12 protein-coding genes are annotated in these 15,749 nt (G+C 65.7%); 6 read left to right on the top strand and 6 right to left on the bottom strand.

Annotated elements, in window-relative coordinates; translation table 11 throughout:
- Positions 1-3: 3 nt before the first annotated feature.
- Positions 4-1,218, top strand: coding sequence for a voltage-gated chloride channel family protein (locus tag ASD15_RS10135; RefSeq protein WP_057154721.1), 1,215 nt, complete (start codon positions 4-6; stop codon positions 1,216-1,218).
- Positions 1,219-1,277: 59 nt separating this feature from the next.
- Here the strand turns inward: ASD15_RS10135 and ASD15_RS10130 are convergent, their stop codons facing one another.
- From ASD15_RS10130 to ASD15_RS10115, 4 genes are all read right to left on the bottom strand, one after another.
- A complete protein-coding gene (locus ASD15_RS10130) occupies positions 1,278-1,487 on the bottom strand; it encodes a hypothetical protein (RefSeq protein ID WP_157200882.1) in 210 nt (69 codons plus the stop codon).
- 215 nt (positions 1,488-1,702) lie between these two features.
- Positions 1,703-2,926, bottom strand: coding sequence for an ABC transporter permease (locus tag ASD15_RS10125; RefSeq protein ID WP_229418136.1), 1,224 nt, complete (start codon positions 2,924-2,926; stop codon positions 1,703-1,705).
- A 17-nt stretch (positions 2,927-2,943) separates the two neighbouring features.
- Positions 2,944-3,699 carry an ABC transporter ATP-binding protein gene (locus tag ASD15_RS10120; protein WP_057154718.1) on the bottom strand — a complete coding sequence of 252 codons (756 nt, stop codon included), beginning with the start codon at positions 3,697-3,699 and terminating at the stop codon, positions 2,944-2,946.
- Positions 3,696-4,931 (bottom strand): efflux RND transporter periplasmic adaptor subunit, encoded by a 1,236-nt coding sequence (locus tag ASD15_RS10115; protein WP_057154717.1) that lies wholly within the window; start codon positions 4,929-4,931, stop codon positions 3,696-3,698. Before ASD15_RS10115 ends, ASD15_RS10120 begins: the two co-directional genes overlap by 4 nt.
- 863 nt (positions 4,932-5,794) lie before the next feature.
- Between ASD15_RS10115 and ASD15_RS10110 the strand changes: the two genes are divergently transcribed.
- From ASD15_RS10110 to ASD15_RS10095, 4 genes are all read left to right on the top strand, one after another.
- Positions 5,795-7,423, top strand: coding sequence for a sensor domain-containing diguanylate cyclase (locus tag ASD15_RS10110; RefSeq protein WP_057154716.1), 1,629 nt, complete (start codon positions 5,795-5,797; stop codon positions 7,421-7,423).
- Positions 7,424-7,542: 119 nt separating this feature from the next.
- Entirely contained in the window at positions 7,543-8,376 is an 834-nt protein-coding gene (locus ASD15_RS10105) for a hypothetical protein (RefSeq protein ID WP_057154715.1), read from the top strand.
- 22 nt (positions 8,377-8,398) lie between these two features.
- Positions 8,399-10,639: a penicillin acylase family protein gene (locus tag ASD15_RS10100; protein WP_082551722.1), complete on the top strand. Its 2,241-nt coding sequence runs from the start codon at positions 8,399-8,401 to the stop codon at positions 10,637-10,639.
- 89 nt (positions 10,640-10,728) lie between these two features.
- Entirely contained in the window at positions 10,729-12,339 is a 1,611-nt protein-coding gene (locus tag ASD15_RS10095) for a hypothetical protein (protein ID WP_057154713.1), read from the top strand.
- Between the two features lie 30 nt (positions 12,340-12,369).
- Here the strand turns inward: ASD15_RS10095 and ASD15_RS10090 are convergent, their stop codons facing one another.
- Positions 12,370-13,551 carry a PLP-dependent aspartate aminotransferase family protein gene (locus ASD15_RS10090; protein ID WP_057154712.1) on the bottom strand — a complete coding sequence of 394 codons (1,182 nt, stop codon included), beginning with the start codon at positions 13,549-13,551 and terminating at the stop codon, positions 12,370-12,372.
- Complete coding sequence (locus ASD15_RS10085; protein ID WP_057154711.1) at positions 13,548-14,924, bottom strand: cystathionine beta-synthase; 1,377 nt, start codon at positions 14,922-14,924, stop codon at positions 13,548-13,550. The genes ASD15_RS10090 and ASD15_RS10085 overlap by 4 nt, the downstream gene beginning before the upstream one ends.
- Positions 14,925-15,155: 231 nt before the next feature.
- Between ASD15_RS10085 and ASD15_RS10080 the strand changes: the two genes are divergently transcribed.
- Positions 15,156-15,710 carry a thymidine kinase gene (locus ASD15_RS10080; protein WP_057154710.1) on the top strand — a complete coding sequence of 185 codons (555 nt, stop codon included), beginning with the start codon at positions 15,156-15,158 and terminating at the stop codon, positions 15,708-15,710.
- Positions 15,711-15,749: the final 39 nt, after the last annotated feature.

Here is a 15,749-nt window from a genome sequence, read left to right as displayed (position 1 = left end):
ACCTTGACCCAGCCATTCTCCTATCTCGCCAAGTGGACCGTGATTGCCAGCCTCGTCGCCGTGCTGGCCGGTTCCGCGTCGGCGCTGTTCCTGTTCGCGCTGGATGCCGCCACCGCGTGGCGCCAGACCCATCCCGCCGTCGTCTGGCTGCTGCCGCTGGCCGGCTTTGCGGTCGGCTGGATCTATCTGCGCTTTGGCCGTTCGGTGGAAGCGGGCAACAACCTGCTGATCGACGAGATCCACGATCCGAAGCAGGTGGTGCCGCTGCGCCTGGCGCCGCTGGTGCTGGGCGGGACCATCGTCTCGCACCTGTTCGGCGCCTCGGTGGGGCGCGAAGGCACGGCGGTGCAAATGGGCGGCGCGCTGGCGGACCAGCTCACGCATGTATTCCGGCTGGAGCATGAAGACCGGCGCATCCTGCTCATGGCCGGCATCAGCGCCGGTTTCGCCTCGGTGTTCGGCACGCCGCTGGCCGGCGCCATTTTCGGCCTGGAAGTGCTGGCCATCGGGCGCATGCGCTATGACGCCATCTTCCCATGCATGCTGGCTGCCATCGTCGCCGACCAGGCGGGCATGGCCTGGGGTGTGCAGCACATGCACTACGCGGTGGGGCCGCAGGTGCCGGTGGGCGCGCTGGCGCTGCTGGCGGTGATGGCGGCCGGTGTCATGTTCGGCCTGGCCGGCATGCTGTTCGCGAAGGCGGCGCATGGCGCGGCCGCCTTCATGAAGCGGCGCGTCGCCTACGCGCCGGCGCGCCCGCTGCTGGGCGGCGCCGCAATCGCGCTGGCGGTATGGGCCATAGGCAGCGACCGTTATGTCGGCCTTGGCCTGCCCGTCATTGCGGACGCCTTCCGGCACCCGCTTGCGCCGTGGGATAGCCTGGGCAAGTTCGGGTTCACCGTGGCCTCGCTGGGCAGCGGCTTCAAAGGCGGGGAGGTCACGCCGCTGTTCTATATCGGCGCCACGCTGGGCAACGCGCTGGCGCCGTTGCTGCACCTGCCATTCGCGCTGCTGGCCGGGCTGGGCTTCGTGGCGGTGTTCGCAGGCGCGGCCAACACGCCGATCGCGTGCACGGTGATGGCGATGGAACTGTTCGGCCCCGAAATCGGGCCATACGCGGCGCTGGCCTGCGTGGTCAGCTACCTGTTCTCAGGCCATACCGGCATTTATCACGCGCAAAGGCGCAGCCACGCCAAGACTGGCGTGGAGCGCAAATAGTCGGTGGAAAATATGGTCAAACAACCGGCGGGGAGGGGCCGGCGCGGGTGATGCCTACGTCAGTTGCCTGGGACGGCGGTGGCTACCTGTTGCGCTACCAGCGCGTCGCGCTTGCAGTGCTTGGGCATGCTGGTTTTAGCGCCGGAATCGATGCCGGCGATCACGTCTGCGCACGCGCTGCCCGCTCGTTGCGCGTGGGAGGGCGCCATCAAGCCGTTCAGTACGTAAAAGAAGTAAAACGCAATCGCTGAGATAGTGAATGTTTTCATTTTGACTCTACCCGTTGCAGTGTAGAAAAAGTCTAACACATCAGCATGCGGCTGAGGTCATCAATCGTTAAATTTCATGCTCCTGTAACAATTCCTGGTGCGTTCGCGCAACAAAAATAGTTATAATTTCTACATCGCAAGTTTTCGAATTGATAACCTTAGTACATTGTAGGTCAAATCCTACGGAATGTAACATGCTTATTACTACTGAGTCCTTACTCATAGCGCAGGCAGTCCACCGGCAGCAGCTTCGACGCCCGGCGCGCAGGGTAGAAACCGAAGAAAACGCCCACTAGTGTGGAAAAACCACAGGCGACGGCCACCGCGCTGGATGTAATTTCCACTTTGAAATCACTGGCGGAGCTGATGCCGGCCGCCGCCGCGCTGGCAAGCAAGATCCCGGCCACGCCGCCGGCCAGGCAAATGGCCACCGCTTCGGTGAGAAACTGCAGCAGTACGTCGCGCGGCTTGGCGCCGATGGCCATGCGGATGCCGATCTCGCGCGTGCGTTCGGTGACCGACACCAGCATGATGTTCATGATGCCGATGCCCCCCACCACCAGCGAAATGGCGCCGATCAGGCCAAGCAGCACGGCCAGGCCGGTGCTGATCTTGTTGGCGGTTTCGGCGAAGGAGGCCAGGTTGTCGACCCGGAAGTCGTCCGGTTCCTCGAACTTGATGCGGTGGCGGTCGCGCAGCGTTTCGTTGATGTCGGAGATGGCGTCGGCCAGCTGGCCCCCGGAGCGGCCCTGCGCCACCACGTAATGGACGTTGTCGGGGAAGGGCAGCCGTATCAGGCTGGAACTGGCGGCGGTGATGGGCACCACCACGTATTCGCTCAAGTCGCCTCCGTCGACCTGCTTGCCTTCGCCATACAGCACGCCCACTACCTGGAACGCTACGTTCTCGATGCGGATGTATTTGCCCAGCGGGTCGGTCTTGTAGAAAAACTGGTCGGCGATTTTCTGGCCGATGACGACCATGCGCGCGCCGGCGCGCACGTCCGCCTCGCTGAAGATGCTGCCCTGGTCTATTTTCCAGTTGCGGATCTTGAACATCGCAGGGGTGACGCCGAACACCGTCTTGGACGCGGTTTCGCTGCCGGCCGACAGGTTGAAACCGCCCTGCAGCACCGGCGCGGCGCCGGACAGCGAGGGCAGGGCGTTGAGCGCGGCGGCGTCCTGCATGGTGAGAGAAGGGGCGGCGTTGTTGCGCAGGCGCTGCTGCTGCGCGCGGTTGCCGCCGGGGGAGATGAACAGCATGTTGGTGCCCAGCTGTTCCAACTCCGCGCTGATGAAACGCTTCATGCTGTCGCCCACGGCCAGCAACAGCACCACCGAGGTGATGCCGATGATGATGCCGAGCATGGTCAGCGCGGTGCGCAGGCGGTTGGCGTTCATGGAGCGGAACGCCTCCACCACTACCTGTAGAAAGTTCATGTCGTGATCGAGTAAAGTTATGCGCTGGCGAGCAGCTGCTGTTCGTGGCCCAGGGCCAGCTGGCGCAGGCCTTCCATCGCGGGACCGTCGTACAGCACGCGGCCGTCCTTCAGCCGCATCAGGCGCTTGGCGTAGGCGGCGATGTCCGGCTCGTGCGTCACCAGCAGGATGGTGATGCCGCGTTCGTCGTTGAGCTGCTGGAAGGCGCGCATGATGTCGATGCTGGTTTGCGTATCGAGGTTGCCGGTCGGTTCGTCGGCCAGGATCAGCGGCGGGTCGCCCACCAAGGCGCGCGCGATCGCCACGCGCTGCTGCTGGCCCCCGGACAGCTGGTTGGGCGTGCGCCGGGCGAAGTCCGCCAGGCCGACCCGCTCCAGCTCAAGCAGCGCCTTGGCGTGCGCCTTGCCGCGCGCTACGCCGGCGTAGATCAGCGGCAGCGCCACGTTCTCGGCCACGCTCATGCGCTTGATCAGGTTAAAGCTCTGGAACACGAAGCCGATGGTGCGGTTGCGTATCGTGGCCAGCTCGGCGCGCGACAGCGACAGCGTGTCCACGCCGTTCAGCAGGTAGCTGCCGCTGCTGGCCTGGTCCAGGCAGCCGAAGATGTTCATCAGCGTGGACTTGCCGGAGCCTGACTGGCCCATCACCGCCAGGAAGTCGCCGCGCGGTACCGCCAGGTCGATGCCGAACAGGACCTGCGTTTCCACGTTGCCCGAGTAGTAGCTCTTGGTGACCTGGCGGATGTCGATCAGCGTATCGGAGGCGGTCGTCACGCGCCGCCCTCCGGCTTGCCGCTCATGGCACGGGTAATCACCTTGTCGCCCTTCTTCAGCGCGCCGCCCACCACTTCCGTGTAGCGGAAGTTGGACAGGCCGATGCGGATATCCACCGGCACCGGCTGGTTCTTCGCGTCCAGCGTGTAGATCTTGAAAGAGCGCTGCAGGTCGTTCTTGCTGCGGAAGGCCAGGTCGTCCTCCTGCTGCGGAGCGGGGACGGCGGCCGCGGTGGCTGTTGCCGAGGCCGAGGCACTGGCCAGCAGCTCCTTCTTCTTTTTGGCTTCCTTCTCCAGCTCCTCGTCGCTCAGGCGGAAGCGCAGCGCAGCGGTGGGAATGCGCAGCACGTTCTGGCGGTTGCCCACCACCAGCCGCACCTGCGCGGTCATGCCTGGCTTCAGCAGTTCGTCCTGGTTGTCCACGTCCAGCACGACGTTATAGGTCACCACGTTCTGCAGCACGGTGGCGGCCAGGCGGAACTGGCGCATGCGGGCGCTGAATTCCTTGTCCGGGTAGGCGTCCACCACGAAGCGCGCCTCCTGGCCTTCCTTCAGCGCGCCGATGTCGGCTTCCGACACGTTGGTGTCGATCTGCATCTTGGTCAGGTCGCGCGCGATCTGGAACAGATTGGGGGTGGTGAACGACGCCGCCACGGTCTGGCCCAGGTCGATGGTGCGCTTGATGACGACGCCGTCGATGGGGGCGCGAATCACGCTGTTGTTCAAGTCCGCCTGCGCGCGGTCCAGCTGCGCCGAGGCCAGCTTGATGTTGGCCTGCGCCACCTCCACCTCGCGCTTGGACTGGTCCAGCGACAGCGGCGACACATAGCTTTGCGCCACCAGCGTCTGGTTGCGCGCGTAGGTTGCTTGCGCCAGGCGCAGCGAAGCCTGGGCTGAGGCCAGGCCGGCCTCGAACTGCCGGATCTGCGCGTTGAAGATGGTGGGATCGAGCTTGAGCAGCACCTGGCCTTTTTTCACGCGGTCGTTGAAGTCCGCGTGCAGCTCGATCACCGTACCGGACACTTGAGAGCCGACATTGATCAGTGCCACCGGGTTGATGGTGCCGTTGGCGGTGACGGTCTGGGTGATGTTGCCGATATCGGCGGCAGCGTCGCGGTACCTGGAAGGCTCGACCACGGGCGGCTTGGTTTTCTGATGGTAGGCGGCGGCAGCGCCGCCCAGTACCAGCAGGCCGATTGCCAGCATGGTTTTCTTCCGGGCGAAAAAGGTCATCGTTTGCTCATTCCAGTTGGGGATCCGCAGCGGCGCGGACCGGCCTTGGCAGTATTATGCAAGTTTGTAAAGTTTGCAATACTAAATGGCAAGATATTGCCATGGGGAATAAGATTCGCTGCCAGCGGCGCCCGGGGCTGTGGGCGCCGGCGGTACGGCAGCCGGGCCAGCCATTTCCGCCGCAAAGACAATAAGGTTGCTAGCCGTAAAAGCTTCGCGGACGCGCCGTAAAAAAACAAAAGCCCGCATGGAGCGGGCTTTCGTACATCTAGGCTGTGTATTGGTACCCCGGGCCGGAATCGAACCGGCACGCCCTTGCGAGCGGGAGATTTTCGTACCACTACGGTTTTCACCGCCAGCTGCCGCTACCGGCAACTGTTCGTGGTCTGGACTATGCCTTCACCGTGGCGCTCGCGCGCGGTAGGTGCCTGCCGTCTAGTCTCTACACGTTCCCGGCTTGCGCCAGGCTTCGCTCGGCATTGCCTCGACGTGATGTCAGGGGTTTCACCGAATTTGACAGGTTTCACCACCGGCCTTTCGACCAGCGGGCTCAAATTGTTTAAGTCTCATGTGTCTACCAGTTTCACCACCGGGGCATACACAGCCCCGCATTATGCCATGACAGCTGCTCAACCGGCAAATTTGCATTGGAGCAACGTAATCGGTGACGCGGCAGAAGGCGTACGTTGCCATGCCGCAACACCATGCATCGAGAAAGATTCTTAGGCGAAACACCTACCCGTTATCCACTATAATTCTCCCATGTCCGCCGGCGCCCGATCTTCGCGCTTGGCAACGGAACTGGCCCAACCTCCGCCGGAAGTTTGTATCGCTATGCGCGCAGTGCGCGGCAGGAGGCGCCCATGCGGCCGGTTTTACACTTTTTCCTCAGTTTCAAATTCAAGATCACCCTGCTGGTCACCGCCATGGTGCTGATTGCCGGGCTGGGCGTGGGCGGCGTGTCGCTGCTGATCGCCGAGTCGGCCATGCGGCAGTCCATCGCGCAGCAGGAGCTCACCTTGCTGGCCAGCGCGGCGGCGTACGTGGACCGCGACATCATCGCCAAGCGCCAGCTGCTCAAGTCGCTCACCGAGCAGGTCGCGGGCAAGGAACCTTCGCTGGGCGACATGCAGACGCTGCTGGAAGCGCATGGTTCCCTGCGTGACGAATTCTTCAACGTCACCGTATTCGACATCGAAGGCAACCTGGTGGCCAGCCTGCGCGACCGTCGCGCCAAAGGCACGCTGAACGTGGCGGCCCGCAAGTATTTCCAGGACACGCTGCGCGCCCGCGAGGGGGTGACGTCGGCGCCGTTCCGCAGCGTGTTGTCGGGCAAGCCGGTGGTGGCGTTGACGCAGCCGCTGCTGAATGCCAAGGGCGAGATCATCGGCGTGCTGCTGGGCGCCATCGAGCTGCTGCGGCCCTCGTTCTCGGCGCGGCTGGACAATCTGCGCGCCAGCGCCGGCGGCTACCTGTTCATCGTGGCCGGCGACGGCACCTTTGTGCATCATCCCAACAAGGCACTGCTGCTGAGCCGGGGCGACGCCGGCGACGGGTCCCTGGTGGACGCGGTGCTGGGCAGTGCCGATGGCTGGACCGACGACTTGCTGGACGAGGGCGTGCCGACCCTGTTGGCGCACCAGCGCCTGCGCGAGGTCGACTGGACCATCGCGGTTTCCTATCCGATCCAGAGCGCGTTCGCCCCCATGGCGAGCGTGCGCGTGCGGGCGTTTGCCGCCGCCACCACGGTAACGCTGCTGGCCGGACTGTTCGGCTGGCTGCTGGTCAAGCTGATGCTGCGCCCGCTGCTGCACCTGCACCGCAGCGTGGTCGACATCGAGAGCGGCGCCGCCAATATCCAGGTGTTCGACGTGCCGGGCCGGGATGAGTTTGCACAACTGAGCCGGGCATTTTTCTCGCTGTCGCAGCGCCGCGAGCGGGCCGAACAGGATTTGCACCGCCTGGCCACCACCGATGCGCTGACCGGCATCAACAACCGCCGCATGTTCGACGAGTTCTTCCCGCGTGCGCTGGCCCGCGCCCAGCGCAGCGGCCAGCAGGTCGGCATGGCTTTCCTCGACATCGACCATTTCAAGGCCATCAACGACCTGCACGGCCACGCCGCCGGCGACGCCGTGCTGGTCGAGTTCGCGCGCCGCCTGACCGCTGCCGTGCGCTACACCGACACCGTGGCCCGGCTGGCCGGCGACGAGTTCGTCATCGTGTTCGAGCAATTGCCGTCCGGCGCCGAAATGAGCTTGTTGGGCAGCAAAATCGTCGACGCCATGCGGGCGCCGTTCATACTTGGCAACACCTCGCTGGCAGTGACCACCAGCGTGGGCATCGCGCTGACCACGGCGCATCCGGTGTCGGCCGACGATGTGATACGGGCGGCCGACCAGGCGCTGTACGGGGTGAAGGCGGCGGGCCGCAATGGCTTTGCTGTCAACTGCGTGGGCGCGGAGCGGGTATTGCGGGTGCGCCGGGCATAAGCGCCGGCGGCGGCCCCGGCATCTTGGGTTGGGCACGCAATTGGTGTAGCATGCTGGACGGCGTGGGGGCAGGGTGCGCGTAGCGCGCCGGCCGCGCCTGCTTTTTCCAGGAATACCGAATGCAAATCCAAATCAATGACATGCTGCGCAGCTATATCGACCCGCTCACCGAGGCCGAGTACGCTGCGCTTGAACGCAGCATCCTGGCCGAGGGCTGCCGCGACGCGCTGGTGCTGTGGAACGACGTGCTGGTGGACGGCCACAACCGCTACTCCATCTGCCAGCGCCACAGCATTCCGTTCAAGGTGATCCAGAATGAGTCCTTCCACAGCATGGAGGACGTGATGCTGTGGATGATAGACAACCACCTGGGCCGCCGCAGCGTGTCGGACTTCCAGCGCGGCGTGCTGGCGCTGCGCAAGAAGGACATCATGGACGCCCGCGCCGCCGAGATCGCCGCCAAGGCGGCCGCCGAGGACGCGAGCATCGCGCCGCCCGAGCCGGCCGACGAGGCGGCGCCCACGCCGGCCAAGGTGCGCACCTCCCGCGAGGACATCGCCCGCGCAGCGCGCCTGAGCAGCAACACCATCAGCCAGATCGAGAAGATCCAGAAGACCGCCGCGCCGGAACTGGTGGAGGCGGTCCGCGCCGGCACCATTTCCATCAACGCGGCCGCCACGGTGGCCTCGTTGCCGGAGGCCGAGCAGGTGGCGGCGGTGGCGGGCGGCAAGAAGCTGCTGCAGCAAGCCGCCAAGGAAATCCGCGAACAGCGCGCCGCATCGCGTCCGCCGAAGGAAGCCAAGGGCGGCGAGGACGGCGGCCACGCCGAGCCGCAGAGCGAAGTGGAGCAATTGCGCGCCGAAGTGGCGCAGCTGAAGGACCGCGTGTCCAAGCTGCGTAACGAGAACGCGGAGCTGCGCGAACGTATCGCGCAGCTGGTTGACGCTTCCTGAACCGGGGGGCCGTATGTCGAGAATGCGTCTTCTGCTTGCGGCCGCCTGTGCCGTTCCCCTGTGCGCGTACGCGGCGCCGCCGCCTTCGTCTGCCGCCACGCCAGCCCCGGTAGCGCCCGCTGCGGCTGCGGCGCTGCCCAAGGCCGAGGCTGCCCGCCTGAAGGCGCTGGCGCAGCGCGTGACTATCCTGCGCGACAAGTGGGGCATCCCGCACGTCTATGGCCAGACCGACGCGGACGCCGTGTTCGGCTTGCTCTACGCGCAGGCGGAGGACGATTTCCCGCGCGTGGAACTGAATTTCATCAATGCCATGGGCCGCCTGGCCGAAGTGCAGGGCGAGACCGCACTGTACCGCGACCTGCGCATGAAACTGTTCATCTCGCCGGCCGGCCTGAAAGCCCAGTACGCCGCCAGTCCTGCCTGGCTGAAAAAGCTGATGCAGGCCTGGGCCGACGGCCTGAACTATTACCTGCTGACGCATCCCTCCGTCAAGCCGGCGCTGATCACGCACTTCGCGCCCTGGATGGCGCTCAGTTTCAGCGAGGGCAGCATCGGCGGCGACATCGAGTCGGTCGACCTGAAGGAGCTGGAGCGCTTCTACGGCCAGGCGCCGCAGACCGGCGCGCCTGGCCCCGCCGCGACCCTTGCCGGAAGCGACCTGGACCATGAGCCCAGCGGCTCGAACGGTTTCGCCATCGCACCCGCCATCAGCAAGAGCGGCAACGCGCTGCTGATGATAAATCCGCATACTTCGTTCTACTTCCGTCCCGAGGTGCAGCTCAGCAGCCAGGAAGGCCTGAACGCCTACGGCGCCGTGACCTGGGGCCAGTTCTTCGTCTACCAGGGCTTCAACGACCGCCTGGGCTGGATGCACACCTCCGGCGGCGGCGACGTGATCGACGAGTACCTGGAAACGGTGAGCGGCAGGGACGGCAAGTTCTTCTACAAGTATGGCCACGAGGAGCGCCCGCTGAAGGCGGTGCAGCTGCGCTTGCCGTACAAGAGCGCCGGCGGCATGGCGGAAAAGACCGTCACCGCCTACTTTACGCACCGCGGTCCGGTGGTGCGTTCGGTGGGTGGCCGCTGGGTGTCGGTGAGCCTGATGAACGAGCCGCTGAAGGCCTTGCAGCAGTCGTGGCTGCGCACCAAGGCGCGCAGTTACGCCGAGTTTCACAAGGTCATGGAGCTGCGCACCAACTCGTCCAACAACACCGTGTATGCGGATTCGGACGGCAACATTGCCTACTTCCACGGCAATTTCATCCCGGTGCGCGACCCGCGCTTCGACTACCGCAAGCCGGTGGACGGCAGCGACCCGGCCACCGACTGGAAGGGCTTGCACGCGGTGAAGGACACCATCCAGCTGTTCAATCCGAAAAACGGCTGGATCCAGAACACCAACAGCACGCCGTTCACGGCAGCCGGCGTCTACAGCCCGAAAGCATCCGACTATCCCGCCTACATGGCGGCGCAGCCCGAGAACGCGCGCGGCATCCACGCGGTGCGGGTGCTGGAGAACAAGAAGGACTTCACGCTGGACAGCCTGATCGCCGCCGCCTACGACAGCCAGCTCACCGCCTTCGAACCGCTGCTGCCGCAGCTGTTCGCGGCCTGGGAAGAGCTGCCGGACGGCGACACGCTCAAGTCCAGCCTGGCGCCCCAGGTGCACGTGTTGCGGCGCTGGGACATGCGCTATTCGCTCACGTCGGTGCCGACCTCGCTGGGCATCTTCTGGCTGCAGGACCTGGCCAAGATCTTCGGCCCTGCCGCCAAGAAGCAAGACATGCCGGTGCTGGACTACATCGCCACCCAGCTGGCGCCGCAGGAGCGCCTGTATGCGCTGGCGCGCGCGTCGGCCAAGCTGACCGAGGACTTCGGCAGCTGGCAGACGCCGTGGGGCGAGATCAACCGGTTCCAGCGCCTGACCGGCGACGTGGTGCAGCCTTTCGACGACAGCAAGCCCAGCATTGCGGTGCCATATGCGTCCGGCAACTGGGGCGCGCTGGCCGCTTACGGCCAGACCTCCACGCCGAAGACCAGGCGTATCTACGGCGAGCGCGGCAACAGCTTCGTGGCGGCGGTGGAGTTTGGCAAGCGGGTGCGCGCCAAGAGCATTTTGGCCGGCGGCCAGAGCGGCAACCCGGCGTCGCCGCACTTCATGGACCAGGCCGAGATGTACGCGCGCGGCGAGTTCAAGGAGGTGCTGTTCTACAAGGAAGACGTGGAGAAGCACCTGGAACGCAAATACCACCCGGGCGAGTAACCATATTCGTCCGGTTCAGCTGCCGCGATTGACGCAGATCATGGTGGCCGGGCCTTGAGGGAACATGCTGTGGCGTAGGGAGGTGCGCCATGGCTGACTTGGAAAAACGCGACGGACCTGCGCGTCCGGTCCAGATACGCGACTTCATCTTTGTGCGCGAGTTGAGCGAGGTCTACTTGCTGCTCGACTTCATTTCCGGCCGCTGGGACAAGGGCCTGGAGCCGGACGTGCAGATGCTGATCGAGGAAATTTGCGAGATCGGCTGGCCGCCCGAGGACGGCCCCAAGACCCAGGCGCACCAGGCCGCCATTCTGCTGAACGCCAAAGACAAGCTCAACGCCGCCGCCAAGCCAGCCAACGGGGCGACGATAGCCTTCACCTTGCTGGTGGTGGGGGAGGACGACCCGCGCCAGCGCAAACTCTGGGGACGCCATGCGGACAGGCGCGGCACCGCAGCGCGCTCGGGCGAGCGGACCGACCAGCGCGCGCGGGGCAGGCAGGGCAATGGCGGCCCGGAATACCCGGTGGCAGCGCCCGGACTGGGAGGACCGTCCGGGCCGGGCGGCTGGCGCGAAAGCGCGGCGCAGAACGGCGAGCGGCGCACCGGCAACGGGAATAACGGCGGCAATGGCGGCAGTGGCGGCAGTGGCGGCAATCCGTGGGCCGGCGGCCGTGACTGGCCGGGGCGGCGGGGAGGCTGCAACAACGGCGACCTGATCGCGCCCGGCGGCGGTTTTACCCGGCCGCCGACCCGCATGTCGCTGGCGCGCACGGCGTTTCCCGGCCTGATCGGACCGGCGGGCAGCTTTAGCCGGGGCATCTGGCGCATCGTGGTGGGGCTGCTGATCTGGCTGGTGTTTACCTGTTTGCTGTCCTGGAACGTCACGGCGGGCAATGTGATCCTGACCCATCTGGACACATTGCGCTCCCAGCAGCGCGAACTGACCGCCAAGGTGTCCAGCGCCGAGGCCAAGCTGGCGGCGGACGAACTGGCGCGGCTGGCGAAAGCCGCACCGCAAAGCGGAACGGCGGCAGCCGTAGCCGGCGCCGCCGCGCCGCCGGCGCCGCCGCTGATCGTGTATTGCGACCCGGCCCGTGCACCGCAGCAGGACGCCACGCCGCTGGCGCAGCGCTACCGCAGCGTGGAGGAATACCATTTGTGCATACAGGACAACCGGCTGGACCGCGAGCGTGCGGTCACCCGCCGCAACCTGGCCGCCTGGCTGCAGCCGTGGAAGGCGCTATACCGTACTGCGACGTATTTCCTGGAGCCCATCCCCGAGCCGAGGCTGCGCTCAGGCCGTGCGCCGCGCCAGAGCGGCGACGAGGAAACCGCGCGCATCCTCACGCTGGTGCTGGGTAGCGCCGTGCTGCCGCTGTGCTACGGCATCCTGGGCGCCGGCGCGGCAGTGGTGCGCGACCTGTGGCGCAAGATGCGGGAGAGTATGCTGTCGCCGCGCGACTATTCGCTGGCGCTGGGGCAACTGGCGCTGGGCGCCACCATAGGCGCGTGCATCGGGCTGTTCGTCAACGCCAGCGGCACCGGCAGCACGGCGGAGCCGGCCTTGGCGGGCGCGTGGACACTGAGCGGTTCGGCGCTGTCGTTCATTGCAGGCTTTGGCGTGGAGGGCGTGTTCCAGGCCATGGAAAGCTTCGTCCGGCGCGTGTTCAACGTGCCGGACCCGGCCAAGCCGCGTTAGTCCGCTTCGCCGGCCGCCCTTCCTGCTGGCTCAGATCGCGGCCAGCGCGTTCTGCAAGTCCCGCCGCAAGTCGTCCAGGTCTTCGATGCCGACCGACAGCCGGATCAGTCCGTCGCCGATGCCGAGCGCGGCACGCTGGGCGGCCGGGATGCTGGCGTGCGTCATCAGCGCGGGGTGCTCGATCAGGCTTTCCACGCCGCCCAGGCTTTCCGCCAGCGCGAACACTTCGCAACGCTCCAGGAAGCGGCGCGCGCCTGCCAGGTCGGTGTGCAGGTCGATGGAGATGATGCCGCCGAAGCCTTCCATCTGGCGCCTGGCCAGTGCGTGCTGCGGATGCGACTGCAGGCCTGGGTAGAACACCTTCTTCACCTTGGGCTCGCGCTCCAGCCATTCGGCCAGCTGCAGCGCGCTGGCGCAGTGCCGCGCCATGCGGATGGCCAGCGTTTTCACGCCGCGCAGCGCCAGGAAGCTGTCGAACGGCGAGGCGATCGCGCCCACCGAGTTCTGCAGGAAGCCCAGCTGCTCGCGCCACTCGGCCTGGCGCGGCTCGCCCGCCACCACGGCGATGCCGCCGATGATGTCCGAATGGCCGTTGAGGTACTTGGTGGCCGAGTGCACCACGATGTCAAAGCCGTGCTCAAGCGGGCGTTGCACCAGCGGGCTGGCGAAGGTGTTGTCGGCCACGGCGATGATGTTGCGTTCGCGGCAGATCGTGGCGATGGCTTGCAGGTCGGCCAGCTTGAGCATGGGGTTGGTCGGCGTTTCCACCCACACCATGCGGGTTTCCGGGCGCAGCGCGGCCAGCAGGTTTTCCGGCTTGGTCAGGTCGACATAGGTGAAGTCGTGGCCGGCGCTGCGGCGGCGCACGCGCTCGAACAGGCGGTAGCTGCCGCCGTACATGTCGTCGCCCGCGATGATGTGCGAGCCGGCGTCGGCAATTTCAAGCACGGTGGAGATGGCGGCCAGGCCGGAGGCGAAGGCATAGCCCTGCACGCCGCTTTCCAGGTCGGCTACGCAGCGCTCCAGCGCCCAGCGGGTGGGGTTGTGCGAGCGGCCGTAGTCCAGGCCTTTGTGCACGCCGGGGCTTTCCTGCACGAAGGTGGAGGTGGCGTAGATCGGCGGCATGATGGCGCCGGTGGACGGGTCCGGCGACTGCCCGGCGTGGATCACGCGGGTGGCCAGGTGGGCTTTGTGTTCTTTGTTTGAGCTCAAGATAGCGTCCTGCGCAAGTGGTTGAGGAGATCGAAGCGGGTGATCAGGCCGTAGAACTTGCTGCTGTCGGCCACCACGGCGGTCAGGCCCCGGTCCAGTGTGCTGCGCAGGGCCTGTACGCTGGCGGAGGGATGCAGGGTCTCCAGGCGTGCGGTCATGGTGGCGCCGACCAGGCTACTGAACTGCTCGGCGTGATTGTCCACCTTCAGCAGCAGGTCCGATTCGTCGATGATGCCCACCAGCTTGCCCTGTTCCAGCACCGGCAGCTGCGCCAGGTCGGCCGCGCGCATGCGGTTGAAGGCCACCAGCAGGGTGTCGGACGGGGCCACGCTGACCACGTCGCCCTCGTCGTAGCGGCGGCCGATCAGGTCGCGCAGGTCGCCGGTCTGGGCGCGCTGCACCATGCCCTGGTCCACCAGCCAGCCGTGGTTGTACATCTTGGACAGGTAGCGAGTGCCGGTGTCGGCCACGAAGGTGACCACGCGCTTGGGCGCGGTCTGCTCGCGGCAGTACTTCAGCGCCGCAGCGAGCAGGGTGCCGGTGGAAGAGCCGCCCAGCACGCCTTCCGCGCTGAGCAGGGCGCGCGCGCTGTCGAAGCTTTCCTGGTCAGAAATGGTGTAGGCCTTGCGCACCGAGCGCATGTCGGCGATGGACGGGATGAAGTCCTCGCCGATGCCTTCCACCGCCCACGATCCGCTGGTGTCGGACACCTTGCCGCTGGCGATGTACTCGGCCAGGATGGAGCCCTTGGGGTCGGCCAGCACGAATTCGAGCTGCGGCTGCACCTTGCGGAAGAAGTTGCTCAGTCCGGTCAAGGTGCCGGACGAGCCCACGCCCACCACGATGGCGTCCACTTCGTGCGCCATTTGTTCCCAGATCTCGGGCGCGGTGGTGGTTTCGTGCGCCAGCGGGTTGGCGGGATTGTTGAACTGGTCGGCGTAGAAAGCGCCCGGCAGTTCGCGCGCCAGGCGCGCTGCGTAGTCCTGGTAGTACTCGGGGTGGCCCTTGCCCACGTCCGAGCGGGTCATGTGGACCTCGGCGCCGAGCGCCTTCAGGTGCAGCACTTTTTCGGTGGACATCTTGTCGGGCACCACCAGCACCACGCGGTAGCCCTTGATGCGGCCCACCAGCGCCAGGCCCAGTCCGGTATTGCCGGCGGTCGCTTCAATGATGACCCCGCCCGGCTTCAGGCGGCCGTCGCGCTCGGCGGCCTCGATGATGGACAGGCCGATGCGGTCCTTGATGGAGCCGCCGGGATTCTGCGATTCCAGCTTGAGGAACAGGCGGCAGGGGCCGGTGTCCAGCCGGGTGACTTCGATCAGCGGGGTATTGCCGATCAGGCCGAACAGGGCGGCCTCGTGGGGTTTGTTCATAAACACTCCTCGCTTAGAAACGGCGCCGGCCGATTGTGTCGGCCGCGCCTTCCGTGAAAAGGGCGGATGTTAGGCCGCACAAAACACGCTGGGAAGGAATCATTCTGTGCTTGTATATGCAATTTTTGCATCTTTACAGTATGCGCCAATTTCGCGGGCGCGGCAAAGACCTGCCCATGGCCGTGGCGACGCCTTATAATCCGGCTTTGATTACTCTCTCAAGCAACAACTGTGGCGAAACTCTATTTCCGATACTCGGCCATGAACGCCGGCAAATCGACGGCGATGCTTCAGGTCGCCCATAACTACGAAGAGCAGGGCCAGACCGTGCGCCTGTTCACCGCCGCCATCGACAACCGCTACGGCGTCGGCAAAGTCACCTCCCGCCTGGGCCCGCAGCGCGAGACTGAAGTATTCGACGCCGAGACCGATTTCCTCAAGGAGATTGACCAACGGATCGCGTGTTTGCTGATAGACGAGGCGCAATTTCTCACCACCGTCCAGGTGCAGCAGCTGCACAAGCTGGCCCAGGTGCGCGGCATCCCGGTGATCACCTACGGCCTGCGCAGCGACTTCCGGGGCGAGCCTTTCCCCGGCTCGGCCTACCTGCTGGCGCTGGCCGACGACATCGAGGAACTCAAGAACATCTGCACTTGCGGCAAGAAAGCCACGATGAATATCCGCGTGGACCAGGATGGCAAGCGCATGAAGGAAGGCGAGCAAATCAGCATCGGCGGCAACGAGAGCTACCGCCAGGCCTGCGGGCGCTGCTTCTACTCGGAGTAGGGCTGCACCGTCCTGATGCAGCGCAACAATGCGTGAGAT

Source organism: Massilia sp. Root351 (genome assembly GCF_001425045.1).
GTDB lineage: Bacteria > Pseudomonadota > Gammaproteobacteria > Burkholderiales > Burkholderiaceae_D > Rugamonas.
This window is presented reverse-complemented; position numbering and strand designations above follow the sequence as displayed.

Coding starts and splice junctions, on each gene's coding strand:
- ASD15_RS10130 (WP_157200882.1), bottom strand. CDS start 1,487: ATGAAAACATTCACTATCTCAGCGATTGCGTTTTACTTCTTTTACGTA.
- ASD15_RS10125 (WP_229418136.1), bottom strand. CDS start 2,926: ATGAACTTTCTACAGGTAGTGGTGGAGGCGTTCCGCTCCATGAACGCC.
- ASD15_RS10115 (WP_057154717.1), bottom strand. CDS start 4,931: ATGACCTTTTTCGCCCGGAAGAAAACCATGCTGGCAATCGGCCTGCTG.
- ASD15_RS10110 (WP_057154716.1), top strand. CDS start 5,795: ATGCGGCCGGTTTTACACTTTTTCCTCAGTTTCAAATTCAAGATCACC.
- ASD15_RS10105 (WP_057154715.1), top strand. CDS start 7,543: ATGCAAATCCAAATCAATGACATGCTGCGCAGCTATATCGACCCGCTC.
- ASD15_RS10100 (WP_082551722.1), top strand. CDS start 8,399: ATGCGTCTTCTGCTTGCGGCCGCCTGTGCCGTTCCCCTGTGCGCGTAC.
- ASD15_RS10095 (WP_057154713.1), top strand. CDS start 10,729: ATGGCTGACTTGGAAAAACGCGACGGACCTGCGCGTCCGGTCCAGATA.
- ASD15_RS10085 (WP_057154711.1), bottom strand. CDS start 14,924: ATGAACAAACCCCACGAGGCCGCCCTGTTCGGCCTGATCGGCAATACC.